Below are 24,838 nucleotides of genomic sequence, written 5' to 3' on the forward strand. Positions count from 1 at the left end.
GTCCCCTCCCCCTGGATTCGCCGCCGCGCCGCACCGGAGTGACCATGCAAGACCCGTCCGCACCCTCCACCGCCGTCCCGCCGCTGCGGCTGAACGCCCTGGCCCCGGACTTCACCGCCCGCACCACGATGGGCGAGCGCAGCCTCAGCGACTATCGCGGCCGCTGGCTGGTGCTGATGTCGCACCCGGCCGACTTCACCCCGGTCTGCACCAGCGAATTCGTCGCTCTGGCCCGGCAGGCCGAGGCCTTCGCCGCCCTGGACTGCGACCTGATGGCCCTGTCGGTGGACAGCCTTTATGCCCACATCGCCTGGCTGGCCGATATCGACCGCCGCTACGGCGTGCGCATCCCCTTCCCGGTGATCGAGGACCCCTCGATGGTGATCGGCACCGCCTACGGCATGGTCGATGCGGACTCGCCGGACAGCGCCACTGTCCGCGCCACCTTCGTCATCGATCCCGACGGCATCGTGCGGGCGATCAGCTGGTATCCGATGACCGTCGGCCGGTCGGTCGAGGAACTGCTGCGGCTGGTCACGGCCCTTCAGACTACCGACCGCGAACAGGCCTCGACCCCGGCCGGCTGGACCGCCGGCGAACCCCTGCTCGAACCCGCCGCCGTCACCCTCGACGAGGCCCTCACCGCCGAGGCCGGGGGACAGGGCTGGTATACGCGCGAGCGCAAATCATGAGCCCGGACACCACGCCCGCCGGCATGGAGGCCCTGAAGGCGCGCGCGCCCCAGGCCGCCGACCTGCTGCGCCAGCTCAGCAATGCCAATCGCCTGCTGATCCTGTGCCACATCTCGCAGGATGAGCGCTCGGTCGGCCAACTGGAGCAGGACCTCGGCATCAAACAGCCCGGCCTGTCGCAGCAACTGGCCGAACTGCGCCAGTCGGGCCTGGTCAAGACCCGGCGCGAGTCGCGCTCGATCTTCTATTCGATCGCCGACGAACGGGCCCTGGCCGTCATGTCCATGCTGCACGAGATTTTCTGCAAGGACCCGCGCGCCGTCACCGAACGCCTCGCCGACGAGGTGCCCGCCGCGCCCATCGAACCGCCCCGCGGCGACCGGGCCCGGTTCGCGCGGATGGCCCCGCCGCCCGAGCGCCGCTAGGGCACGACCTCGACCGTCTCCGTCACAGGCATCGACGTCGCCGGCTGGTCGTCGCGTAGCACGATATAGATGGCCGGAATGACCAGCACCGTCAGCAGGGTCGACGAGGCCAGGCCGAACAGCAGCGAAATCGCCAGACCCTGGAAGATCGGGTCGAACAGGATCACCGCCGCCCCGATCATCGCCGCCAGGGCCGTCAGCAGGATCGGCTTGAAGCGGATCGCCCCCGCCTCCAGCAGGACCTCGCGCAAGGGCCGCCCATCGCCCTGGCTGTGGCGGATGAAATCCACCAGCAGGATCGAATTTCGCACGATAATCCCCGCCAGGGCGATGAAACCGATCATCGAGGTGGCGGTGAAGGGCGCGCCGAACAGGATGTGGCCGATCACGATCCCGACCAGGGTCAGAGGGATCGGGGTCAGGATCACCAGCGGCAGGCGGAAGCTCTTGAACTGGGCGACCACCAGCACATAGATGCCCAGCAGGGCGACGCCGAAGGCGGCTCCCATGTCGCGGAAGGTCACCCAGGTGATCTCCCACTCACCGTCCCACAGGACGCTCGGCGTGCTCTCGTCGTCCGGTTGGCCGTTCATCCGCACCGACGGTACGGGACCCGTGCCCCAGTCAGCGTCGCGGATGCGGGAATTGATCTCCAGCATGCCGTAGATCGGGGCCTCATACTGGCCGGCCAGTTCGGCCTGGATCATGTCGACGTCACGACCGTCGCGACGATAGATCCGTGTCGAGCCGGCCTGGGTCTGCGCCGTCACCATCTCGCCCAGGGACACCAGACGGCCGCTACCGCTCGCACTGGCGACCGGGGTCGAGGCGAGGGCCTCGCTCCAGGTCCGGGCGGACTGCGGCAGGCGCACGGCGATCGGCAGCGGGTCACGCCCCTCGCCGCGATGGGCATAGCCCACCACCTGGCCGGCCATCACCGCCCCGATGGAGTCCAGCACCTCGCGCTCGGAGGCCCCGAACCGTTCGATCTGGGTCCGGTCCGGGACCAGCCGCAGCCGCGGCCGCGCCACGCCGTAGCTGTCATCGACGTCGACGACATAGGGCACGGCCTTGAAGATGGCCTTCAGCCGTTCCGCCACGTCGCGCCGACTGGCGGCGTCGGGTCCGTAGACCTCGGCCAGCAGGGTGGCCATGACCGGCGGCCCCGGCGGAGCCTCGACCACCTTCAGGGATGTCCCGGCCGGCAGCGTCAGATCGGCCAGCTTCGTCCGCAACTCCAGGGCCACGTCATGGCTGGACCGTTTGCGGTCGCCCTTGGCCGCCAGGGTGATCGACAGATCGCCCTGTTCCGGCATGGACCGCAGATAGTAGTGGCGCACCAGGCCGTTGAAATTGAACGGCGATGCCGTGCCCGCATAGGAATCGACCGCCTGGACCTCGGGCAGGGTCTGGGCCGCGCCTGCGGCCTCGGCCAGCACCCTCTGGGTAGTTTCCAGAGTCGTGCCCTCGGCCAGGTCAGCCACAACCATCAGTTCGGACTTGTTGTCGAACGGCAGCAGTTTCACGGTCACGGTCCTGGTCGCGAACATGGCCATCGACAGCAGGGTCGCCACGCCGATGGCGATCAGGAATATCCAGGCCGAGCGCCGCGTGGCGATCACCCGGCCGGCGATGTGGCGATAGACCCGGCCCAGCGGCCCCTCATCGTGGGCGGCATGACCGCCGCCTTCCAGCGACTTGCGCGCGAACCGCACCATCAGCCAGGGCGCGATGACCATGGCCACAAAGAAGGAGAAGACCATCGCCGCCGAGGCGTTGACGGGGATCGGGGCCATATAGGGTCCCATCAGGCCCGAGACGAACAGCATCGGCAGCAGGGCCGCGACCACGGTCAGGGTCGCAACCACAGTCGGGTTGCCGACCTCGGCCACGGCCTCGATCGCCGCCTGCTGGCGCGTTCGGTCGTCGTCCATGGCCCAGTGTCGGGCGATGTTCTCGATCACTACAATGGCATCATCAACCAGGATGCCGATCGAGAAGATCAGGGCGAACAGGCTGACCCGGTTGATCGAATAGCCCATCAGGTTCGAGGCGAAGAGGGTCAGCAGGATGGTCGTGGGAATCACCACCGCCGTCACCGCCGCCTCGCGCCAGCCGATGGCGAACCCGATCAGGATGACGATCGACACCGTCGCCAGGCCGAGATGCATCAGCAGCTCATTGGCCTTCTCATTGGCGCTCTCGCCATAGTCGCGGGTGACGGCGACGTGCAGACCCTCGGGGATCAGCGTGCCTTCCAGGGACTCGACCCGGTGCAACACGGCCTCAGCCACGACCACGGCATTGGCCCCCTCGCGCTTGGCGATCGCCAGGGTGACGGCCGGCGCATTGCTCCAGTGGCCCTCGGCATCGCGGGACCAGCGGCTGACCCGCGACTGGGCCTCGGCGGGCCCGCGCACCACGGTGGCCACGTCGCGCACCGCCACGGCCTGGCCGGTGCTCGAGGGCACGGTCAGCAGGCCGATGTCCCCGGTGGCGGTCAGGGTCTGACCGGCGACCACGGAGACCGCCTGACCAGCGTCGCGCACCGAACCGGCGGGAAAGCTGCGGTTGGCCTGGCGTACCGTATCGATCAGCGCGCCCAGTGATACACCGTGCAGCGCCAGGCGCGCCGGATCGGGCTCGACCCGGATCTCTTCCGGCTGGCCGCCGACGATATAGGTGGTGCCGATGTCGGTGACCTTGGACACCTCCGTCTGCAACTGGTCGGCGATCAGCCGCAGGGTGGCCTCGTCCCAGCGCCCGGCATTGGCGGCGTCCGGCGACAGGGTCAGGGTCAGCATCGGTACATCATTGATGCCCTTGACCTGGATCAGGGGCGGCACGATCCCGACCGGAATCCGGTCCATATTGGCCTGGATCCGCTCATTGACCCGGACGATGGCGTTGTCCGGATGGGTCCCGACCTTGAACCGGGCCACGACCATGACCTGGTCGTCGTCGGCGAACGTATAGACGTGCTCGACGTCGGGGATCGATTTGACGATGGCTTCCAGCGGCTTGCCGACCAGCTCCACCGCATCGGGGGCCGACAGGCCCGGGGCCATGGCGATGATATCGATCATCGGCACGCTGATCTGCGGCTCCTCCTCGCGCGGGATACTGAGCAGGGCCAGCAGGCCGACCGCCAGGGCGGCGATCAGGATCAGCGGGGTCAGGGGGGATTTGATCGTCGCGGCCGTCAGCCGCCCGGAGAAGCCGAGGTTCATCGGGCCGTCCCCGCCGGAGCGACGATCCGGTCACCGGCGACCAGGCCACTCAACACCTCAACCTCGGAGACCGACGGGCCCGGCGCAATCTGGACCGGCGTATCCGCCACCGTCCCGCGCCGCACCAGACGCACATAGTCGACACCGAACCGGCTCACGACATAGGTCGCCGGAATGACGATCGCCTGGCGCTCGCCGACCGGCAGGCGCACACCGATGCGCCGCCCGATCAGGCTGGCATCGAGACCCGACGCGTCGATGTCGGCCACCACCTGGCCGGCGTCCACGGCCGGATAGACCTGGGCGACCTGGGCCATGACGACATCGCCGCCGGGGCCGTTCGGGGTCATCTCGACCCGGGTGCCGACCCGCAGGGCCCGCGCCTGGCCCTCAGGCAGCTGCACCCGCACCACCAGGGGGCCCGAGGTCACCGTGGCGATCGACTGGCCCGGCATCACCACCGAACCGACCGGCACATCAGCCTTCAGCACCCGACCGGCCGTCGGGGCCAGGATGGCCCCCTGGGCTCCAGACTCGGCACTGGCGGCCCGCTGGGCCCGCGCCGCTTCCAGATTACCCTCCGCGGCCCGTGCCGCGGCGGCCATCTGATCCAGTTTGGCCTGGGCATAGATGCCGCGATCGAACAGGGTCCGGGTCCGGGCCAGGTCGGCCCGGGCCCGCTCGGCCTCGGCCTCGGCGGCCCGGACCATGGCCTCGAACCCGGCCGTCTGCAGATTGATCCGGTCATCGCGAACGATCCCGATCACCTGACCGGCACCGACCGTCGCGCCCTCGCGCACGTTCAGCCGCACCAGGGTGCCGCCGATCCGGGCCGTGGCCATGCCCATGTCGCGGGTCGTGACCTCACCGGCGACCGGCTTCATGTCGGCGATGTTGCGGGAAGCCACAGCGAGACCACCCGCGGCCTCGGGGACGGCCGGGGCTTCGGCCGGGGGAGTCGGGGCACTGCAGCCCGCCACGCCCAGCGCCAGGCCCAGCAGGGCCACGGCAGCGATCCGGTTCAGCCCGGGGTTCAGCGACAGCCGCATGATCTTCACTCCTGCTACCGGAATCCGCCGGGCCGTTCCGTCGGCAGGCCGTCAGCCTTCCAGCCGCCGATGCCGCCATCCATATGGCTGTCGACCGCCACCCCGGCCGCGCGGCAGAGGTGAATGGCCTTCAGCGACCTTACGCCGGAACCGCACTGGAACACGACCGACGCCGGATCGGCGATTTCCGCCAACAGGGCCGGATCGAGGCTCGACAGCGGCCGGTTGATTGCGCCGGTGATCCGCTCGGCCGCGAACTCGCCCGACTCTCGAACATCGACGATCAGGACCTGCCCCGCCGCGTGGGCAGCATGAACATCCTTGGCCGAAAAAGTCTTGACGTCCTTGATCTGGATCATCGCTGGCAGGCTCCCGCTGGGGTCTGATTGGTTGTCGCCGAGGTCGGCAGGGTACTATTAGTTTCGTATTTGCATATATTATGTTGATGTTGTAATCGTCAAGGGTCGTCGACGATCGGCGCGCCACCATCACAGGGAGCCAGGCCAATGGCCGACAGCAAGAAACCCCATGTCGTCATTCTCGGCGCAGGTCTCGGCGGCACTGTCGCCGCCTTCGAGATCAAGGACGCCCTCGGCTATGCGGCCGACGTGACCGTGGTGAACCGGGGCTCCACCTTCCATTTCGTGCCGTCCAACCCCTGGGTCGCCGTCCGCTGGCGCAAGCGCGAGGCGATCGAAGTCCAGCTGGAGCCGGTCTTCCGCAAGCGCGACATCCGCCTGCTGCCGCAGGGCTGCTCCGGCGTCCGGCCGGCCGACAACCAGATCGATCTCGGTGACGGCGGGGTTCTCGACTACGACTATCTGGTCATCGCCACGGGCCCGGAACTGGCCTTCGACGAGATCGAGGGTCTGGGCCCGACGCCCGGCTTTACCCAGTCGGTCTGCCACGTCGATCACGCCGAGGTCGCCGCCGACGCCTTCGACGCCCTGGCCGCCAATCCCGGCCCGGTCATTATCGGGGCCGTCCAGGGGGCCTCCTGCTTCGGCCCGGCCTATGAGTTCGCCCTGATCCTCGACACCGAACTGCGGCGTCGCAAGGTCCGTGACCGGGTGCCGATGACCTTCGTCACCTCCGAACCCTATATCGGCCACCTCGGCCTCGACGGCGTGGGCGACACCCGCGGCCTGCTCGAGAGCGAGATGCGCAACCGCCACATCAAATGGATCACCAGCGCCCGGGTGAAAAAGGTCGAGGCCGGCATGATGCATGTCGAGGCCATTGATGACGACGGCTCGATCAAGGCGAACCACGCCCTGCCCTTCACCTATTCGATGATGCTGCCGCCGTTCCGCGGGGTGGCCGCCGTCCGCGGGGTCGAGGGGCTGGTCAATCCACGCGGCTTCATTCTCGCCGATAAACACCAGCGCAACCCGACCTTCCACAACGTCTATTCGCTGGGCGTCTGCGTCGCCATCCCGCCGGTCGGCCCGACGCCGGTGCCGGTCGGCGTGCCCAAGACCGGCTTCATGATCGAGAGTATGGTCACGGCCATCGCCCACAATCTGCGCCAGGAAATCAACGGCCAGGAGCCGACCAACGAAGCGACCTGGAACGCCATCTGCCTGGCTGATTTCGGCGACGGCGGCGTGGCCTTCTTCGCCCAGCCCCAGATTCCGCCGCGCAACATCAACTGGGCGGCCAGCGGCAAATGGGTCCACCTCGCCAAGGTCGGGTTCGAGAAATATTTCATCGGCAAGGTCAAGCGCGGCGAGAGCGTGCCCTTCTATGAGCGACTGGCCCTCGACCTGATCGGGGCCCACCGCCTCAAGGAACCCTCATCGACCCCGTCCGGAGATCAAGCATGAACCTCGACCGCGCCGTCCTCGCCTTCGCAGGCACCGTCATCCTGGTCAGCGTGGCGCTCAGCCTGACGGTGAATCCGTGGTGGAGCGCCCTGACGGTCTTCGCCGGCCTGAACCTGATCCAGTCGGCCTTTACCGGCTTCTGCCCGGCCGCCCTGGTGTTCAGGGCGTTCGGCCTCAAGTCCGGCTGCGCCTTCCGCTAGACCGGGACCCGGCCAGACAGCAAAGGCCCGACCGCATCACAGCGGCCGGGCCCTTCCTGTTTGCGGACGCGGCGACCTAGTTCGGAACCCGCTCGACCGTGACACCCCGCTGGGCCAGCTGGACCTGAACGCTGTCCTCCCCGGCCAGATGGGCGGCCCCGACGGCGATGAAGACCGTGCCGGAACCGTCCAGCAGGGTCTGGATCTGGCCCGCCCAGTTGACGTTCCGGTCGACCAGCAGCGACTGGTACATCAGCGCGCTGGCGTCCCGCATCGGCTCGACCCCGACCGCATTGATCGCCGCGACGTCGCCGTCGGCCCAGGCCGAGACCAGCCGACCGAGCTCGGTGGTCGCATCCTCGAAATCATCGAGCGTGCTGCGCAGGAAGTCCAGCTGACCCGTCTCGGGGAAGCCCGCCAGGAGGCGGATCTGTTCGTCCAGGGTCTCGAACCCGTCCACCGGCTTGCCGGCCGCCTCCATCCGCGCTTTCAGCAGCAGGTCGACGCCCGACCGCGGATCGTAGCCGGCCCGGGTCATCGGCGCGACCGACAGGGTCAGGGCCGCCAGCCAGGGCCGCAGCGGATCCAGCTGGGCCGCCGTCATCCCCATGGTGCGGGCGGCGGTGTCCAGCGCCGCCAGCTCATCCGCGGTCAGAAGGGTGGACAGCGGGGTCTGGGGCGAGATGCCGTACTGCTGGATCAGGGGCATGGCCGCCGCCTGGTCATCCGGGTTGGCGACCTCGAGGATCAGCCGCGAGGCGCTGTCGAGAGCCGCATCGACGCGGTCGGTCTGCCAGGCGGTGTCCGGGCGCAGCACATGCACCGTGCCGAACAGATAGATGGTCGAGTCGGCGTCGCGGATGACCCACAGGGCCGGACCGTTGCCCTGGGCGGGCAGAACGGCTTGCGGAGCGGCGGTCTGGGCAAGGGCCTGCCCCGGCGCGGTCAGCAGGCTGAGCGTGAGGCCGAACCCGAGGGCCGTGCCCGCCGCGACGCGGGTGATCCGGCCGGCGGAAGATTTGAGAAGCGAGACGAACGTCATGGGATGATCCTTTGGAACAGGGTGAAGATGGAGAGGGGCGAGGATGAGGCCGTCGGCGGTCAGTGAATGCCGCGTCGGGCCGAGGCGACGATCGAGGCCAGCAGATAGACGGCCATCAGGATGCCGATCAGGCCCCAGCCGCTGACGGTTCCGACCAGGCCCAGCCGTTCGGCGGCGGCATAGAGGAACAGGGCAGTCTGCAGCACCCAGAAGGCGGTGGCGGCGGTCTCGGCCATGATCCGGCGCAGCATTTCGTCGGCCGCGCGCCACAGCATCAGGTTGGCGACGCCCTGCAGGACCGACAGGACGACGATCCCGCCGAACACGACATCGGCGTTGGCCCAGGCCGGACCGAACATGGGCAGAAGCAACATCGCCCCGGCCAGCAGGAAGACGGCGATCTGAAGGAACCCGCAGGCCCGGGGGACGGTGGAGGGCCGTCGCGCCAGGGTGATGATGCTCAGGGCGGCGATGGCCAGCAGGGCCACCGCCATGGCCGTGGCCAGGCTGTCGGCCCAGGTCTGGTCCCGCATCAGGGCGATTTGGGTGACCCCGTAGCCGGTGAGCGCGCCCAGCCCCCCGAGGGTGACGATGCCCAGGATCCTGAGGGCCAGGGGCGGCTTCGGGGTGTCGGTCAGGGTCGTCATGATCCGGCTCCTGTGTCGGAAAAGATGGATTCAATGGGTTGGTCGAAGACGCGGGCAATCTTGAAGGCGAGCGGCAGGGACGGGTCGTAGCGGCCGGTCTCCAGCGCATTGACGGTCTGGCGCGAGACCCCGAGCTGTTCGGCCAGGTCGGCCTGGCTCCAGTCGCGTTCGGCGCGCAGGATCTTGAGACGGTTGTTCATGACCGGGCCCTCATCGACGGCGCCACCACCACCAGGCCCAGACGATCGTATAGCCGAGGATCATCACCAGCAGCACGGCGAAGGCCCCGGTGGCGGCATAGGCGGCGGGATCGGTGCGGCCCTCGAACATTGAGGGCACGGTCCAGCGGCGGGCCTGTGGCAGGGTCGCCAGGACGAAGAGGGGCCCGCACGCCAGCATGCCGCCACAGCCGCCCCAGAACCAGGCGGCCTTGTGGGCCTCACGCGCGGCCTCGTCGATCGAGCGCATCCAGGCGACGGAGATGACCATGCCGCCGGCCATCAGGGCGGCGGCGATGATGCCGATGACCCAGACCGTGGCCTGGTCCTGATCGATCGCGCCGCTGGCGGACAGGTAGCCGACGGCGATGCCGACGACGAAGGCCACGACCATGACGGCCAGCAGGCCGATCAGCGACCGGACAATCAGGGGGGTCAGGTTTTTGTTCATGGAAAGTACCCTCGTCGTTTTGACAAGTGTGTTTTACACCACGCAGCACCCATGTCAAGCGGCCTTGTCATAACGACAAGCCGCCTTGTCCTATTCCAGGGTCTGGCGGGTTTTCGGCTCCGCGACGGTGTCCGGGGTTCCGGCCAGCAGCTCGGGCCGGCTCAGGCTGCGCGGCGTCGACTCCAGTGCCGGCAGGACCGGCATCTCCTTGCCCTCGTGATCGACCTGCAGATCCTCGAAGCGGCGGGCCGAGACCATGACCTGGCTCTCCAGCGAGCCGACGAACTGGTTGTATTTGCCGACGGCCGTGTCCAGGGCCCGGCCGACGGCGGCGGCGTGGCCGCCCATCACCGACAGGCGTTTGTAGAGCTCCTTGCCCAGTTTCGCGACCTCCTCGGCATTGCGGGCCTGTTCGTCGGCGCGCCAGCCGTAGGCCACCGCCTTGCACAGGGCGAACAGGGTCGTCGGCGTCACGATCACCACCCGCGAGCTCATCGCCGTGGTCATCAGGTCGGGCTCATGGTCCAGGGCCGCGGCCAGGAAGGCGTCGCCGGGCACGAACATGACGACGAAATCGGGGCTGGGCTTGAACTGGTCCTGATAGGCCTTGGACGACAGCTGGCGGACGTGGGTCTTCATACTGGCGGCGGTGCGCACAGAGGCGGCGGTGCGCTGGGCCTCGTCATCGCCGTCCGACTCATCGACGAAGGCCAGGGAGACCTTGGCGTCGATCACGAACATGCCGCCGCCGGGCAGGCGCACGATGAAGTCGGGCCGCGATTGCCGCCCCTCCTCATTGGCCGAGGAGGTCTGTTCCTCGAAATCGAACCGGCCGGCCATGCCCGCGGCCTCCAGCACATTGCGGCAGGTCTGTTCGCCCCAGCGCCCGCGCCGCCCGGTATTGCCGCGCAGGGCCTCGGTCAGGCGCCGGGCCTCGTCGCGGGTGGCGGTCGAGGCGGTCATCAGCAGGGCCAGCTGCTCCTTCAGCCCGCCGGTTTCCTCGTTGCGGGTCTTCTCCAGGGCGGTGACGTGTTCCTGGAACAGTTTCAGCGTGTCGGCCACGGGCTTCAGCTGGGCCTCCATCCGCTGTTGCGCCATCAGTTCGCGATTGCGGAAGGTCTCGTCGGTGCGTTTCAGCAGTTCCTCGGCCACGGTATTGGCCGCCGTACTGGCGGTCTGGGCCGCCTGGGCGCGCAACAGTTCGGTCGAGGTGGCGGCCTGGTCCTCGAACAGCCGCATGCGGGCCTCGGTCTCGGCATAGCGTTCGCGCAGCTCCCAGGCCCGGGTCTCGGCGGCGGTGGCGCGACGCCGCTCCATCAGGGCCCAGAACAGGGCCATGACGGCGACGATCGCGGCGGCGACGGCAAGGATCAGATTGGCGTTCATGCTCCGTTCCTTACCGGGAGTCGCCGGCGGGGGTGAACGGAAAAACAGGGTCCACTCGGTCCACTGGGTCCACTGAGTCCACATCGCCCGGAGGGGCGGGGAGGACGGGAACGGATCGAAGGGGGCGGTGAGCGGGGGTCACGGGGGAATTTGCGCCGGCTGCCGCAGGGTTGCGGTGGGCGGAGTGTAGGGGGCGGGGGCGTCAGGTTCGGGCGTGAGGGCGGCTTCCGACCCGTTGCGGACCCTGCCTTGTATCGATCAGCAAGATCGACAACATGGCGGGATGACAATGGACAACCTCAACCGCGAACTGGAAATCGACGAGGACGAAATCGCTTTCGATGAGAAGGTGCGGGTGGCTACTGCGCCCACGTCGGAACCCGGGGCCGAGAAATGATCTGGGCAGGGCTGATTATTTTGGTCGCCGTAATCGCTTTCGCGGTCCGTCGCTCAAAAGCCCCGGCAGAACAGCTACAAGTGCTGATCAGAAAACGGAATCGCGACTTAGAGCGGAACCCGAAACCCGACCCTCCCTATGATGACAGCGGCTTCTATTGAGCCACCGCGCGTTGACCGGGATTGTCAGCCGCATATGCGCTGAAACGCCCAGGTCCGGTTCTCCCCCCTAGGCGACGGGCGGCTTCCGACCCTGAGCGGACATCCGTCGTTTGCGTCCCATGATTGCAAAACAGCCATTTTTGCTTAGGTTCAAAAGAATGGAGCCAACATACAATCAGCGCAGTCTCTACCCGATCCCTGTCACGTTTGTGATTGTGACCTTTTACCTTTGTGCTGGTGTCGCGTTTTGGATTTCCTTTATTGCGGAAAATCGCGATGTTTTATCCTACCAATACTTAGGTTTTATCGCTCTCATGGCCGCTTCTTTGGTTAGGTTGCCATTTGAGTTGAAAGCTGCACGTCAGAGGAGACGGACGAATAAAGCTCGGGCGAGAGCGATGACGATTCTCCAGCGTGTGAGTTCGGACCTCAACGCCCAATAGGCGGGCGGTTCGCCTATGTCCGCTTTCCGCCCTTAGGCGACTGACGGCTCCCGACCCATTGCGGACATTGCAATCCTGCGAGCCGTGCCAGTCAGAAGGGTTCTGACGGCGTGAAGGTTTCCACGACAAAATAATAATCGAACCCATTAGCAGCAGAGACAGGGCTGATGCCGAGCGGCAATCTCCCGGACGAACCGCTCATGGCGTGAACTTCACATTCTGGCATGCAAGCCCACGCGGTCCCCGGCAGGCTGTTCGCGATATTGATGTTTACAACATCGCCAAGCACCGATGGGAGCGTATCCTGACCTGATGGCTCGGTGGCCCGTCGAGCATGGTAGTTGCCCACGAGGACGATTACGGCATCGCCAGGACGGACACCCCTGCGAATGCGTTCGGCGGAAGCGAAATCGGATGATTCGTCTGAGACGGTTTCCCCCATGAAACCTACGACCTCTAGCGCACCCGATCTCCGTAGATTGCTGAGGGAGATCAGCAGTCGCCGCATCGCCATCGAGGCTCGCCCGTCAGGATGTGATTGCCAGAATTGGTTTGTGACCGGTCCGCTATAGACATCCTCAACGGCCTGCGGTGGCATCTCGACCGCCAAGCTGACGGATCGGCCTGAGGTGATCGCTGAACAAATCAATGCTGTCACAACAGAGCCTGACTGCTCAGTCCCGTGAAACTCGCCGACGATCACCGGCTTCGAGAAGTCGAACGGCGGTCGCAAATCGGCGACGGAACACGCTGCATCTGACGAAATTCCAGCGAAGGTCCCCGGTGTTTGAACGGTCGCATTCGCCGACCCACAAGCTGAAAGGGCCGCAACGGTCGCGCACAGGGTTTGTCGAATGGAAAACATCAGTCAGAACCTTGGTTGCACCGGTAGCTCGGAGACGTGAGCTTTGGGTAAGCGAGACCGGTCCGCAAGGACCAAGGTGAATGACGGCTTTCGACGGTGGGCTCAACCGGTGACCGCAACACGCTAGCTTTTCTTCGGAGATGGAGCGTGGGTCATGAAGCAGCGGCGTCGCATCTATTACTCGGCGGCCCAACGGGCTGAGATCTGGGATCGCTGGAAGGCCGGCGAGTCGATGAGTTCGATCGGGCGACGGTTTGATCGCGAGTCCTCGTCGGTGTTCTCGGTGCTTTCGCCGACGGGCGGCATCCGGCCTCCGGACCGCAAACGGGCTTCGCGAGCCCTCAGTCTGGGCGAGCGGGAGGAAATCTCCCGGGGGCTCAGCACCCGCTGCTCGCTGCGTGGGATCGCCCGGTCACTGGGTCGATCGGCATCGACGATCAGCCGCGAGGTTCTGCGCAACGGCGGGCCTGAGCGGTATCGGGCGACACGGTCGGATCAGGCGGCGTGGGACCGGGCGCGGTGCCCCAAACGCTGCAAGCTGGCTTGCCGACCGGCCCTGGCCCGGACAGTATCGGCCAAGCTGCGGCGGAACTGGTCGCCCGAGCAGATCGCCGGCTGGCTCAGGCGCACCTGGCCCGGGGAGCCGCACAATCAGGTGTCGCACGAAACCATCTATCGCAGCCTGTTCATCCAGACCCGAGGGGTGCTGAAGAAGGAGCTGCTTGAGCACCTCCGGGCCCGGCGGACCATCCGCCGTTCCCGACACGCCAGCCTGAAGCGGAACGGCCTGGGCCAGATCAGGGACGCCGTCTCCATCAGCGAACGGCCCGCCTGCGTCGAGGATCGCGCCGTCCCCGGCCACTGGGAAGGCGACCTGATCGGCGGGTCCCGCAACAGCTACGTCGCCACCCTGGTCGAGCGCCACTCGCGCTACGTCATGCTGGTCAAGGTCGCCAACAAGGACACCGAAAGCGTCGTCACCGCCCTGATTAAACAGTCAAGGAAACTGCCTCGCGAGCTTTACCGGTCCCTGACCTGGGACCGGGGCAAGGAGCTGGCTGACCACAAGCGGCTGGCGATGGCCGCCGACGTCGCCGTCTACTTCTGCGATCCCCGGTCACCATGGCAGCGCGGTTCGAACGAGAACACCAACCGGCTGCTGCGCCAGTATCTGCCCCACGGAACCGACCTGTCCCTGCACAGCCAGGCCCAGCTCAGCGCCATCGCCCGGCAGCTCAACGAGCGGCCCAGAAAGACCTTGCTCTATCGGACGCCAGCAGAGACCTTCGCCGCGTGTGTTGCAGCGATCAGTTGAGCCCACCCCCCAAAGCAGACCTTCCCCGAGTCCGCATTCCGCACCACCACCGGCATGCCCGGGTCGGCAGTCGGGTGAAACCCTAGGCCGGCCGTCGTGCCCGCATGGCCTGGACGATGGTGCCGTCGTCCAGCCAGTCCAGGTCGCCGCCGACCGGCACGCCGCGGGCCAGGGAGGTCACCGCCACCGAATTGCCGGTCCCGGTCAGCCGCTCGGCGATATAGTGGGCGGTGGTCTGGCCGTCGACGGTGGCCGGCAGGGCCAGCACCACCTCGCGCACCTCGCCGCCGCGCACCCGGCCGGTCAGTTCGGCGATGCGCAGGGCCTCGGGTCCGACCCCGTCCAGGGCCGACAACAGGCCGCCAAGCACATGGTATTTGCCGCGAAAGGCCCCGGAGCGCTCCATGGCCCACAGGGCCCCGGCCTCCTCGACCACACAGATCAACGCATTGTCGCGCGCGCCGTCGGAACAGATGGAACAGGGATCGCGAGTGTCGGGCGCGCCGCACACCGAGCAGGAGGTGACCTTGTCGGCCGTCTCCTGCAGGGCGGCGGCGAGGGGCACCAGCAGCTGTTCGCGCCGCTTCAGCAGGGCCAGGGCGGCGCGGCGGGCCGAGCGCGGACCCAGGCCCGGCAGCTTGGCCAGCAGGCTGATCAGCCGTTCGATTTCCGGCCCGGCCGAGGCGGCCAAGTCAGAACAGTTTCGGCATGCCGGGGATGTTCATCCCGGCCATCGGCCCGGCGGCCTCGCGCATCAGGGCGGTGTTGGCCTCGTCCAGCTTGCGTTTGGCGTCGGCATGGGCGGCCATGACCAGATCGGCCAGGATCTCGCTCTCGCCGGCGACCATCAGACTGTCGTCGATGGTCACGGCGGTGATGTCGCCCGGCCCCTTCAGGGCGATGGTCACCAGACCCCCGCCGCTGGTGCCGCTGGCGGTGGTTTCGGTCATTTTCGCCTGGGCGTCCTGCAGCTTTTGCTGCATCGCCTGGGCCTGCTGCATCAGGGCATTGAGGTCTGTCATGGGCTCTAGATAGGTCCTTGGAACGGTCAGTGACAGGGGGGCGGCTCAATCCTCGTCGGTCTCGCCGTCATCGGGAATGGCCGGCATTTCGACGGCCGGGGCCAGGGTGCGGATCTCGCCCAGTTTCGCGCCGGGGAAGGCTTCCAGCACGGCCATGACGAACGGATCGGCCTCGACCGCGGCCCGTTCCTCGGCCCGGCCGCGCTTCTCGCCCTCGATCAGGGTCTCGCCCCCGCCCGAGCCGTTGGCGGCGATCAGCCAGGTGCGGCCGGTCCATTCCTTCAACCGGCTGGCCAGACGTCGCGCCAGATCGAACGGCGCCCCGGGTCCACTCTCATAGGTGATGGCCCCCGGCCTGAAATGCACCGGCTTGACGTAGCGCTGCACGTCCATCTGCAGGCTGATCTCGCGCTTCTCGCCGATCAGGGCGACGGTGGCCTCGAAGGTCTGGGGATCGGGCAAGGCCGGGGCCACGGCCTGACGCACGGCCAGCTGGGCCGAGGCTCCACCACCGCCACCACCGCCGCCGCCGCGCGGGCCCGCGCCACCGCCCCCGGCCGTCGGATCGCCGTCACGCAGGGCCTTCAGAGCCTCTTCCGGGCCGGGCAGGTCGGCGGCATAGGCCAGGCGGACGATGGCCATCTCGACCGCATCGGCCGGGCTGGGCGCGCGCCGCACCTCGTCCAGCGCCTTCAGCAGCATCTGCCAGACGCGGGCCAGGGTGCCGGCGGACAGGGCGGCCCCGAGGGCGGCCAGCTTCTGGGCCTGGTCATTGGGCAGGCGGGTGGCGTTGGGGCCCAGCATCTTGGCCACCGAGGCGGCGTGGCAATGTTCCAGCAGGTCGTTGGTGACCTGGACCGGATCGGCACCGTAGCCGTACAGGGTGCGGAAATTCTCCAGCGCCTCGGGCGTGCGCCCGGCCATGATGCTTTCGAACAGGGCGATGGTCTGGCTACGGTCGGCCAGGCCCAGCATGTCGCGCACGGTCTCGGTCTTGACCGTCTCGCCGCGTTCGCCCTGGACCAGGGCCTGATCCAGCAGGCTGAGACCATCGCGCACGGAGCCCTCGGCGGCGCGGGCGATCAGGGCCAGGGCGTCCGACTCGATGGTCATGCCCTCGCGGGCCGAGATCCGCTCCAGATGGCCGACCAGGACCTCGGGCTCGACCCGGCGCAGGTCGAAGCGCTGGCAGCGACTGAGGATGGTCACCGGCACCTTGCGGATCTCGGTGGTGGCGAAGATGAATTTGGCGTGCGGCGGCGGCTCTTCCAGCGTCTTCAGCAGGGCGTTGAAGGCCTGGTTCGACAGCATGTGCACCTCATCGAGCACATAGACCTTGTAGCGGGCCTCGACCGGGCCGTAGCGGACGCTCTCGAGGATATCGCGGATATCGTTGACACCGGTGTGGGAGGCGGCGTCCAGCTCCATCACATCCATATGCTGGCCGGCCATGATGGCCGCGTCGTGCCGGCCGTTGGCGCTCAGGGCCAGGGACGGGCGGTCGATGGTGTCGCTCTGGTTGTTCAGGGCCCGGGCCAGCAGGCGGGCGGTGGTCGTCTTGCCGACCCCGCGCACCCCGGTCAGCATGAAGGCATGGGCGATGCGGCCGCTGGCGAAGGCGTTGGTCAGGGTGCGCACCATCGCCTCCTGGCCGATCAGGTCCTCGAAGGTGCGCGGGCGGTATTTGCGCGCCAGCACCGTATAGGCGGCCCCGTCATCGACATGGGCGGCCGGTCCGTCATCGGCGGCCGACACAGCCACAGCCGCCGCGGCCACGACCGGCGCAGCCCCAGCCTCCGGCGCGACGACAGCGGCGGCCGCCGGGGCCCCGAACATGTCGTCGGTATTGTCGTCCCGCTCGGGGGCGTCCTCCTCCCACGGAGGGCCATCGGGATTCGCGTCGACGTCGGTCATGGGGAGGTCTTACCGCGAGTCAGCCCCCCTCGCGAAGGGCCGATGCGACGGAATCCGGGGGCGGTGTGACTCTAGCCCTCGCCCTCGGGGAAGTCGGCCCCCTCGGTGACCGCGGCCCAGGCGTCGAAATCGGTCCGCAGCATCTCGATCTTGCCGCGCGCCCCGACCAGGGCCGCCTTGCCCAGCAGCAGGCGCAGGGGCGGATTCTTCGCCTCGACGGCCTTGATGATGGCCGCCACCGCGCGTTTCGGATCGCCCGGCTGGGCCCCGGAATAGCTGCGGATCGTGCCCTTGTTGCGCCCGGCGGTGGCGTCATAGTCGGCGATCGGATGTTGGGTCTCATTGGCCGAACGGCCGGCCCAGTCGGTGCGGAAGCCCGAGGGTTCGACGATCAGCACCTTGATGCCCAGCGGCGCGACCTCCTGCGACAGGGCCTCGGAAATGCCCTCCACCGCGAATTTGGTGCCGTTGTAATAGCCGACCGCCGGGAAGGCGCGGATACCGCCGATCGAGGAGATGTTGACGATGGTGCCGCTGCGCTGTGCGCGCATGCCCGGCAGGACCAGATGGATCATCCGCGACAGGCCGAAGACATTGACCTCGAACATGCGCCGGACCTCGGCCTCGTCGCTTTCCTCGATCGCCGCGAAATAGCCGATGCCGGCATTGTTCACGAGCACGTCGATGCGGCCGAACCGGGCGATGGCCGCCTTGACCGCCGCCTCGGCCTGGTCGCGGTCGGTGACGTCCAGGGTCAGGGCCAGGGCCTGGTCCTCATAGCCGTCGACGACATCGGCCAGCTGGTTGACGTTGCGCGCCGTGACCACGGCCCGATAACCCCGGGCCAGCACCGCCGCCGCCAGATCCCGGCCGAAGCCGGTCGAACAGCCGGTGATGAACCAGACGGGGGTGTCGAGGTCGGTCATGGGGGGCTCCTGTGCATATCCGGGAAACTTCAGGTGGGGTTTCTCCCGGCGCGCGGCAAGCGCCCGACACGCGCTCAAGCAGCAGGCCGCCGCGCGACGAGTGATAGCGCCCAAATGCGCGCTCAGGCAGCCGACGACCGCGTCGTCGGCAATCGCGCCCTAAAAAGAGAGGAGGTGGAGACCGCGACCCGAAGGGGAATTCGTTGTGGCTGCTGCCTTCCGGCCCTGACCAGATTGGCGAAACCTTCGCCCGCGATCTCCAAGGCCTATATCGCGGTTCATGAGGGCGAGATCAAGACACCTCCCGCCAACAACCGCTTGAGGCTATGGATGGCCCCATGTCCCTTCCCGCCACCAACACCTTCGCCGGCAATCCCCTCAACCGGGCCGGTGACCTGCGCAACGACCCCCGCTGGCTGGCCGAACAGGCCGAACGGCCCGACGCCCTGGCCATGGCGCTATGGGAAGGCCGCCCCCTGCTGGAGGATCATGCCGACGGGCCGCGCCTGACCTGGCTGTCCCTGCCCCACGCCCGCGACCTGGTACCCGACCGGGAACTGTTCCTGGGCCTGTGGAAGGACGCGCCGGTCTTCGCCATCGAGTTCGAGGGCTCGATCGACCCGACCGTCGGTCCCGCCGCCGGTCTGGGCACCTTCACCGAAATGCGCGAGGCCGCCGGCCTGCTCAGCGGGGCGGACGCCGCCATGGCGGGTGTGTCGAAATCCCTGTTCGACTGGCGCCGCCGCCACGGCTTCTGTGCGGCCTGCGGGATCGAGTCCGAAAATGCCTGCGGCGGCTGGAAGCGCATCTGCCCGGCCTGCCGGGTCGAGCATTTCCCGCGCGTCGACCCGGTCACCATCATGCTGCCGGTGTTCAAATCGCCGGACGGCGATCGGTGCCTGCTGGGCCGTCAGGCCGCCTGGCCCGAAGGCCGGATGTCGGCCCTGGCCGGCTTTCTGGAGCCCGGCGAATCAATCGAGGAAGCCTGCGCCCGCGAGATCGAGGAAGAGGCGGGCCTGACGGTGACGGCGGTGCGCTACCACTCCAGCCAACCGTGGCCGTTTCCGTCGCAGCTGATGATCGGCCTGATCGCCGAGGTTTCCGACGACAATGCCGCCCCGGACCAGACCGAGCTGGAAGCCGTAGCCTGGCTGACCCGGGACGAGGCCCGCGCCGTCCTGGCCGGCACCCATCCGGCCATCAAGGCCCCGCCGCGCGTGGCCATCGCCCGCACCTTGCTGCAGGCCTGGGTCGACGGCTTCGAGGTCTAGCCTGCGACCGCCAGGGCCCGGGCCGCGGCCAGGTCGTCGGCATTGTCGACCGACAGCGGGGCCTCGGGAATCACCGCGGCCCAGATCGACAGCCCCATCTCCAGCGCCCGCAGCTGCTCCAGCTTCTCGCGCCGCTCCAGCGGCGACGGCGGGGCGGCGCAGAATCGCATCAGCGCCTCGCGCCGGTAGCCGTACAGGCCGACATGCCGCCACACCGGTCCGTCCCCGAACAGGGTCGAGCGGGTGAAATACAGGGCCCGGCCATGGTGTTCGCCTTCGGCCAGGGCGACCACGGCCTTGACCACATCCGGGTTCGACCGGTCGCCGACCTCAGCCTCGGGCGCGATCAGCGTCGCGATGTCGCAGTCCGGCTGGCCGTGCAGCAGGGCGGCGCAGGCCGTGGCCAGTCCCGGATCGGCGAAGGGCATGTCGCCCTGCAGATTGATCACCGCATCGTGGCGGCCGTCCGGATCGATCGCCTCGAGCGCGGCGCGGATCCGGTCCGAGCCGGACGGCAGGTCCGGATCGGTCAGCACAGCCCGTCCACCGGCGGATTCGATCGCCGCGACGATCTCGGGATCGCCGGCGGCCACGGCCACCGGCAGGCCCGAAGCGACGGCCTGACGCCAGGCCCGCACGATCATCGGCACCCCGCCGATATCAGCCAGGGGCTTGTCCGGCAGCCGGGTCGCGGCCATCCGCGCGGGGATCAGGACCAGAGGGTTCATGGCGTTGTTTTCACCCTGCGACGCCCCGACAGGCTCGGGCCATTTGCGAAGGCCGCGCTACCGTGTAAGAGACGGCCACGCAAGGATAAGCCCCCAGGACCGGCCAGTGACCGATCTTCCGGAGGGGCCCAGAAACGGGATGCGACGACGCTATGAGCGGCGATCTGAAGTGGAACAAGATTTTCGGCGCGGGCCTGGGGACGGTGTTTGCCATCCTCGTGGTCCAACAGGTCGCCGGTATGGTCTATAAGACCGAAGCCCCTGAAAAAATGGGCTATTTCGTCGACGCGCCCGAAGAGGCCGCCGGGGGTGCCGCGGAAGTGGTGCTGCCGCCGGACTGGGGCACGCTGATGCCGACCGCCGACCTCGCCGCCGGTGAGGCCGCCTTCGCGCGCTGCCAGGCCTGCCACACCATCGCCGCCGGCGGTGCCAACGGTGTCGGACCGAATCTCAGCGGCGTCGTCGGTCGGGCCGTCGCCAGCCATGCCGGCTTCGCCTATTCCGATGCCATGAAGGGTCACACGGCGGTCGATGCGACCTGGACGCTGGACGCCCTGGATCATTTCATCACCGCCCCGGCCCGTTACATTCCCGGGACCAAGATGTCGTTCGCCGGCCTGCGCGACACCCCGACCCGGGTCAATCTGATCGCCTATCTGCGCTCGCAGGGGTCGACCGGCTTCCCGATCCCCGCACCCGATCCGGCACGTCAGCCGCCGGTCGCCGGGGCCGAAGTGGTCACTGCGTCGCCCGCCGACGGTGCTGCCGCACCGACCGACGGCGTTGCCGATACGGCCGCCGTCCAGGCCGCGCCCGCCGCCCCGTAATTCCCGGAAACGGGATCAGACTTCAGGAAGGCGGTCCTCACGGGCCGCCTTTTTGATTGTCTAGAGGGTCACGCGGCGGAAAAACGGGGCACCCGAGCCGGCCGCCTGTTCGCGACCGTCGGCCTCGACCAGGGTTTCGACAGTGACGCTGCCGTGGTGGCTGGTCGCGTGCACGATCCGGTCGGCGTCGATCATCACACCGGTGTGGTCATCCCAGACCACCAGGTCGCCGCGGCGCAGGGTGGCCGCCTCGACCGGACGCCCCAGGGCAGACTGGCCGTCGCGGAACCGCGGCCCGCCCAGACCGCAGGCATAGAGGGCCTGTTGAACCAGGCCGGAACAGTTGGTGCCCAGGGCGGTGCGGCCGCCGGGCATGAAGGGGGTGCCGACGAATCGCTCGGCCGCCTCGCCCGGATCGCTGTCGAACCGGTCCAGAGCCGCCAGATGACGGACGGCAACCCAGCCGACCCCCGGCACCTCGACACGACCATGATCGGACCCGCCGATGGTGACCAGGGCGTTGAGCGGCAGGGAGGCGGTACTCTCGGCGGCGGTCGCGGCAGGATAGACCGGGCTGATCAGGGTGCAGATGCGGTGGGTCGGCAGAATGACGGTGTCCGACAGGGTCGCGACATCGACCCAGCCGACGACGCCGTCGCGGCGGGCCCGGCCCCAGACCTGATCGTCCCGGCGGTCGAGGACATCAAAACCTTCGCCGAAGACCAGCTGGTCGGCCTGTTCACCGTCGGAACCGGCCCGGGTCCGCACCGGGGCGACGGCGACGACGCACTGCATCGGGGTCACCGGTCGATAGGCTGCGGCCCGGACGAGTCCTTCCAGCGCCTGCTCGGCCAGATCCGGCCGGGCGAGCGTGGTGCGGGGGTCCAGGGTGGCAGCGAAAACGGTCAAACCGGGGTCCGTACAGGTGAACCTTGTTTTGACTCAGAAAACCGAAAAACCCCGTTAACGGGCCGTCGAATAACGTCGGACCAGCATCGCATGACAGGCCCGCATCGCCTGGGCCGCCCCGCCTTCGGGCCAGCCGGGACGGGCGCGCGGGTTCCAGGCGAAGATGTCCATATGGGCCCAGACCCCGGTCGCCGGGGCGAATTTCTGCAGGAAAAGGGCCGCCGTGACCGAGCCCGCCTGGGCCCAGGCGGCCGAATCGTTGCGGATATCGGCCAGTTCACTGTCGATCGCCGCGCGGTAGCCCGGCCACAGCGGCATGCGCCACAGTGGATCATCCACCGCCCGGCCCGCCTCCAGAAGCTCGGCCGCCAGCGCCTCGTCGTCGGTGTAGAGCGGCGGCAGGTCCGGCCCCAGGGCGATGCGCGCCGCGCCGGTCAGGGTGGCGAAGTCCAGGGTCAGGTCCGGTGCATGTTCGCCGGCCCGGCACAGGGCGTCGGCCAGGACCAGTCGCCCCTCGGCGTCGGTATTGCCGATCTCGATCGTCAGGCCCTTGCGGCTGTTCAGCACATCGCCGGGCCGGAAGGCGTCCGCCGAAATGGCATTTTCGACCGCCGCGACCAGCACCACCAGCCGCACCGGCAGGGCCGACTGCATCACCAGACGCCCGAGGGCCAGGGCATGGGCCGCCCCGCCCATGTCCTTCTTCATATTGCGCATCCCGGCCCCGGCCTTGATGTTCAGGCCGCCGGAATCGAACACCACCCCCTTGCCGACCAGGGCCACCAGCGGCAGGTCGGTCCGGTCCATCTGCCAGCCGATCTCGATGATCCGGGGCTGACGCGCCGGGGACGCCGCCCGTCCGACCGCGTGGATGGCCGGATAGTTGGCCTCCAGCAGGGCCTCGCCCTCGGTCACGGCGATACTCGCCCCGCTCCCGGCGGCAATCTCGCGGGCGATGGTTTCGATCTGCAGCGGCCCCATGTCGGCGGCGGGGGTGTCGACCATCTCCCGGGCCAGGGCGCAGGCGGCGGCGATCCGCAGGGCGGCGGCCACGTCCATCCCCTTCGGCGCGACCAGCTGCGGTCGCGCGCCCTCGGGTCGTGCCCGGTAGCGGTCGAAACGATAGCCGCCCAGGGCAAAGGCCAGGGCCGCCGACTCCGCCTGGGCGGCACTGACCCCGTCCAGCCGCCACAGGCCGGCCGGAAGCCGCGCCGCCAGTCCGCGGGCCGAGCCGGGATCAAAGGTCTCGCCGGCGCCGAACAGGGCCCCGCCCACGCTTCCGGCGGGACCCGGCAGGATCAGCAGCTGGCCGGCCTTGCCGGTGAACTCATGCGCCCGGGCCCAGGCCGCGGTCGCCGCCCCCACGCCGTCCAGCGCCCCGTCCTTGACCACGACGTGGACCGGCAGGCTGCCGGCGGAAGAAGCCACCAGCGATTCGGGATGAAGGACGGACATCGGCGACGCCTTTCCGACCCGTCTTCGGGTCGATTAACCAAAGGTTGACGTGAACGCGCGAGTGTTGAGAGCCCGCCCGGAATTTCCACGGATGACTCCCATGTCGCCCACCCTCGTCAAGGTCGCAACCGTCTCCGCCGTTCTGGCGCTGACTCTCGGCGTCGCCCCCGCCCTGGCGGCCCCCCCTCGCCCCGCCCCGGTCACGCCGCAGAGCCCCGCCCCTGCCCCTGCCCCGACGGTCCGCACCCCGGCCCCGGCCGACGTCCGCGCCACCTATGAGCGGATGGACCCGCTGGCCCGGTCGCTGTTCTGGACCGGCGAGATGGAGATCAATCCGGCCGACCCCGTGGCCGGACCCAAGGCCGCCCAGGCCCTGCGCGAAATGGGCCGCTACGACCAGGCCGCCGAGACCGCGTCCGGGACCCTGGTGTCCCAGCCGGGCAACTATGACGCCCTGCTGGAGCTGGGTCGGGCCCATATCGCCCGCGGCCAGGCCTTCTACGGCATCGCCGCCCTCGAACAGGCCCGTGCCCTCCGCCCCGACGACTGGCGGCCGCTGTCGCTGCTGGGGGCCGCCTATCAGCAGGTGCGCCGTCCCGAGGACGCCCGTCTCGCCTGGAACGAGGGCCTGCGCCTGTCGCCCGACAATCCCGACATCCTCAACAATGTCGCCATCGGCTGGCTGACCGCCGGGGATCCGGCCGCGGCCGAGACCCTGCTGCGCCGGGCCGTGGCCCAGCCGGGGGCCAGTCTTCAGGTGCGGCTCAACCTGGCCATGGCCCTGGGCCTGCAGGACAAGCTGGCCGAGGCCGAACAGATGCTGCGCCGTGACCTGCCGCCCGACCAGGCCGACCGCAATGTCGCCTGGCTGCACAGCCGCAGCGGCGCGGCCGCCCCGGCCTCCGCCTCGGCCCGGACCTGGACCTCGCTCCAGGGCTCCTGATCGCCTATATTCGTCCGATGATCGACGATCTCTACAGCGCCCGCATCCTGAAGCTGGCCGGCAACCTGCCCCATGCCGGACGCCTGGCCGCGCCGGACGGCACCGGTGAGCGGGTGGCGAAGCTGTGCGGGTCAAAGGCCATCGTCGACGTGGTGCTGGATGCCGATGGCCGGATCGCCGCCTTCGCCCAGGACATCAAGGCCTGTGCCCTCGGCCAGGCCGCGGCCGGGGTACTGGGCGAGTCGATCATCGGGGCCAGCCTGGCCGAGATCGAATCCGCCCGTGACGCCACCCTGGCCATGCTGAAGACCGGGGGCGAGGGCCCGACCGGCCGGTTCGAGGGCCTGCGCGCCCTGAAACAGGTCGCCGACTACCCGGCCCGCCACGCCTCGACCCTTGTGGCGATCGAGGCCACGCTGGAGGCGATCCGCGCCGCCGTGGCCCGCAGGGGCCCCGACACCCGAACTCGTCTCGCCGGTGCGGCCTGACGGCGGTT

General features: G+C 68.6%; 25 protein-coding genes and 1 other RNA gene. 9 read left to right on the forward strand and 17 right to left on the reverse strand.

The window, feature by feature from the left end; translation table 11 throughout:
- Positions 1-44: 44 nt before the first annotated feature.
- Both PSV00_RS14960 and PSV00_RS14965 read left to right on the forward strand, forming a co-directional pair.
- Positions 45-692 (forward strand): peroxiredoxin, encoded by a 648-nt coding sequence (locus tag PSV00_RS14960; protein ID WP_300448810.1) that lies wholly within the window; start codon positions 45-47, stop codon positions 690-692.
- Positions 689-1,117: a metalloregulator ArsR/SmtB family transcription factor gene (locus PSV00_RS14965; protein WP_300448812.1), complete on the forward strand. Its 429-nt coding sequence runs from the start codon at positions 689-691 to the stop codon at positions 1,115-1,117. Before PSV00_RS14960 ends, PSV00_RS14965 begins: the two co-directional genes overlap by 4 nt.
- Here PSV00_RS14965 and PSV00_RS14970 read toward each other — a convergent pair.
- From PSV00_RS14970 to PSV00_RS14980, 3 genes are read right to left on the reverse strand one after another with little or no spacing between them, the layout of a single operon-like run.
- Positions 1,114-4,347, reverse strand: coding sequence for an efflux RND transporter permease subunit (locus PSV00_RS14970; protein WP_300448814.1), 3,234 nt, complete (start codon positions 4,345-4,347; stop codon positions 1,114-1,116). The genes PSV00_RS14965 and PSV00_RS14970 overlap by 4 nt on opposite strands.
- Complete coding sequence (locus PSV00_RS14975) at positions 4,344-5,396, reverse strand: efflux RND transporter periplasmic adaptor subunit (RefSeq protein WP_300448815.1); 1,053 nt, start codon at positions 5,394-5,396, stop codon at positions 4,344-4,346. The genes PSV00_RS14970 and PSV00_RS14975 overlap by 4 nt, the downstream gene beginning before the upstream one ends.
- A 14-nt stretch (positions 5,397-5,410) precedes the next feature.
- Positions 5,411-5,755: a rhodanese-like domain-containing protein gene (locus tag PSV00_RS14980; RefSeq protein WP_300448817.1), complete on the reverse strand. Its 345-nt coding sequence runs from the start codon at positions 5,753-5,755 to the stop codon at positions 5,411-5,413.
- 147 nt (positions 5,756-5,902) lie between these two features.
- Between PSV00_RS14980 and PSV00_RS14985 the strand changes: the two genes are divergently transcribed.
- Together PSV00_RS14985 and PSV00_RS14990 are read left to right on the forward strand one after the other, a co-directional pair.
- A complete protein-coding gene (locus PSV00_RS14985; protein WP_300448819.1) occupies positions 5,903-7,222 on the forward strand; it encodes an FAD/NAD(P)-binding oxidoreductase in 1,320 nt (439 codons plus the stop codon).
- Entirely contained in the window at positions 7,219-7,422 is a 204-nt protein-coding gene (locus PSV00_RS14990) for a DUF2892 domain-containing protein (protein ID WP_300448820.1), read from the forward strand. Before PSV00_RS14985 ends, PSV00_RS14990 begins: the two co-directional genes overlap by 4 nt.
- Before the next feature lie 76 nt (positions 7,423-7,498).
- Here the strand turns inward: PSV00_RS14990 and PSV00_RS14995 are convergent, their stop codons facing one another.
- The 6 genes from PSV00_RS14995 to PSV00_RS15020 all read right to left on the reverse strand — a co-directional run bounded on the left by PSV00_RS14995 (position 7,499) and on the right by PSV00_RS15020 (position 13,032).
- Positions 7,499-8,464 (reverse strand): TraB/GumN family protein, encoded by a 966-nt coding sequence (locus tag PSV00_RS14995; protein WP_300448822.1) that lies wholly within the window; start codon positions 8,462-8,464, stop codon positions 7,499-7,501.
- Between the two features lie 59 nt (positions 8,465-8,523).
- The gene (locus tag PSV00_RS15000; protein WP_300448824.1) at positions 8,524-9,111 is read right to left on the reverse strand and encodes a hypothetical protein; all 588 of its coding nucleotides are present in this window, start codon (positions 9,109-9,111) and stop codon (positions 8,524-8,526) included.
- Complete coding sequence (locus tag PSV00_RS15005; protein ID WP_300448825.1) at positions 9,108-9,311, reverse strand: helix-turn-helix transcriptional regulator; 204 nt, start codon at positions 9,309-9,311, stop codon at positions 9,108-9,110. The genes PSV00_RS15000 and PSV00_RS15005 overlap by 4 nt, the downstream gene beginning before the upstream one ends.
- A 10-nt stretch (positions 9,312-9,321) precedes the next feature.
- A complete protein-coding gene (locus tag PSV00_RS15010) occupies positions 9,322-9,780 on the reverse strand; it encodes a hypothetical protein (protein ID WP_300448827.1) in 459 nt (152 codons plus the stop codon).
- A gap of 90 nt (positions 9,781-9,870) precedes the next feature.
- Positions 9,871-11,166 (reverse strand): DNA recombination protein RmuC, encoded by a 1,296-nt coding sequence (locus PSV00_RS15015; RefSeq protein ID WP_300448828.1) that lies wholly within the window; start codon positions 11,164-11,166, stop codon positions 9,871-9,873.
- A 1,092-nt stretch (positions 11,167-12,258) separates the two neighbouring features.
- Positions 12,259-13,032: a hypothetical protein gene (locus PSV00_RS15020; RefSeq protein WP_300448830.1), complete on the reverse strand. Its 774-nt coding sequence runs from the start codon at positions 13,030-13,032 to the stop codon at positions 12,259-12,261.
- Positions 13,033-13,186: 154 nt separating this feature from the next.
- On the opposite strand from PSV00_RS15020, the gene PSV00_RS15025 reads away from it, so the two are divergent.
- A complete protein-coding gene (locus tag PSV00_RS15025) occupies positions 13,187-14,347 on the forward strand; it encodes an IS30 family transposase (RefSeq protein WP_300448832.1) in 1,161 nt (386 codons plus the stop codon).
- Positions 14,348-14,429: 82 nt separating this feature from the next.
- On the opposite strand, the gene recR is transcribed toward PSV00_RS15025, so the two are convergent.
- The 5 genes from recR to ffs all read right to left on the reverse strand — a co-directional run bounded on the left by recR (position 14,430) and on the right by ffs (position 18,474).
- Entirely contained in the window at positions 14,430-15,038 is a 609-nt protein-coding gene (recR, locus tag PSV00_RS15030; protein WP_300448833.1) for a recombination mediator RecR, read from the reverse strand.
- 1 nt (position 15,039) lies between these two features.
- A complete protein-coding gene (locus tag PSV00_RS15035; protein WP_300448835.1) occupies positions 15,040-15,369 on the reverse strand; it encodes a YbaB/EbfC family nucleoid-associated protein in 330 nt (109 codons plus the stop codon).
- A gap of 45 nt (positions 15,370-15,414) precedes the next feature.
- Positions 15,415-17,283 carry a DNA polymerase III subunit gamma/tau gene (locus PSV00_RS15040; protein WP_300448838.1) on the reverse strand — a complete coding sequence of 623 codons (1,869 nt, stop codon included), beginning with the start codon at positions 17,281-17,283 and terminating at the stop codon, positions 15,415-15,417.
- 71 nt (positions 17,284-17,354) lie between these two features.
- On the reverse strand, positions 17,355-18,209 hold the full coding sequence (locus PSV00_RS15045; RefSeq protein ID WP_300448842.1) for an oxidoreductase: 855 nt from the start codon (positions 18,207-18,209) through the stop codon (positions 17,355-17,357).
- 169 nt (positions 18,210-18,378) lie between these two features.
- An RNA gene (gene ffs / locus PSV00_RS15050) (signal recognition particle sRNA small type) lies at positions 18,379-18,474 on the reverse strand.
- A gap of 73 nt (positions 18,475-18,547) precedes the next feature.
- Here ffs and nudC point away from each other — a divergent pair.
- Positions 18,548-19,480, forward strand: a complete 933-nt coding sequence (gene nudC / locus PSV00_RS15055; protein ID WP_300448845.1) for an NAD(+) diphosphatase — start codon at positions 18,548-18,550, stop codon at positions 19,478-19,480.
- On the opposite strand, the gene PSV00_RS15060 is transcribed toward nudC, so the two are convergent.
- Entirely contained in the window at positions 19,477-20,208 is a 732-nt protein-coding gene (locus tag PSV00_RS15060) for a 3-deoxy-manno-octulosonate cytidylyltransferase (RefSeq protein WP_300448848.1), read from the reverse strand. The two genes, nudC and PSV00_RS15060, sit on opposite strands and share 4 nt — an antisense overlap.
- A gap of 152 nt (positions 20,209-20,360) precedes the next feature.
- On the opposite strand from PSV00_RS15060, the gene PSV00_RS15065 reads away from it, so the two are divergent.
- Complete coding sequence (locus PSV00_RS15065; RefSeq protein WP_300448851.1) at positions 20,361-21,035, forward strand: cytochrome c family protein; 675 nt, start codon at positions 20,361-20,363, stop codon at positions 21,033-21,035.
- A gap of 60 nt (positions 21,036-21,095) precedes the next feature.
- On the opposite strand, the gene PSV00_RS15070 is transcribed toward PSV00_RS15065, so the two are convergent.
- Together PSV00_RS15070 and PSV00_RS15075 are read right to left on the reverse strand one after the other, a co-directional pair.
- Positions 21,096-21,944: an NlpC/P60 family protein gene (locus PSV00_RS15070; RefSeq protein ID WP_300448853.1), complete on the reverse strand. Its 849-nt coding sequence runs from the start codon at positions 21,942-21,944 to the stop codon at positions 21,096-21,098.
- A 54-nt stretch (positions 21,945-21,998) separates the two neighbouring features.
- Positions 21,999-23,399 (reverse strand): leucyl aminopeptidase family protein, encoded by a 1,401-nt coding sequence (locus tag PSV00_RS15075; protein ID WP_300448856.1) that lies wholly within the window; start codon positions 23,397-23,399, stop codon positions 21,999-22,001.
- Positions 23,400-23,499: 100 nt separating this feature from the next.
- On the opposite strand from PSV00_RS15075, the gene PSV00_RS15080 reads away from it, so the two are divergent.
- Both PSV00_RS15080 and PSV00_RS15085 read left to right on the forward strand, forming a co-directional pair.
- Positions 23,500-24,342 (forward strand): tetratricopeptide repeat protein, encoded by an 843-nt coding sequence (locus PSV00_RS15080; protein WP_300448859.1) that lies wholly within the window; start codon positions 23,500-23,502, stop codon positions 24,340-24,342.
- Between the two features lie 17 nt (positions 24,343-24,359).
- On the forward strand, positions 24,360-24,830 hold the full coding sequence (locus PSV00_RS15085; RefSeq protein WP_300448861.1) for an iron-sulfur cluster assembly scaffold protein: 471 nt from the start codon (positions 24,360-24,362) through the stop codon (positions 24,828-24,830).
- Positions 24,831-24,838: the final 8 nt, after the last annotated feature.

The sequence above is a fragment of the Brevundimonas sp. genome (genome assembly GCF_029945885.1).
Classification (GTDB): Bacteria; Pseudomonadota; Alphaproteobacteria; order Caulobacterales; family Caulobacteraceae; genus Brevundimonas.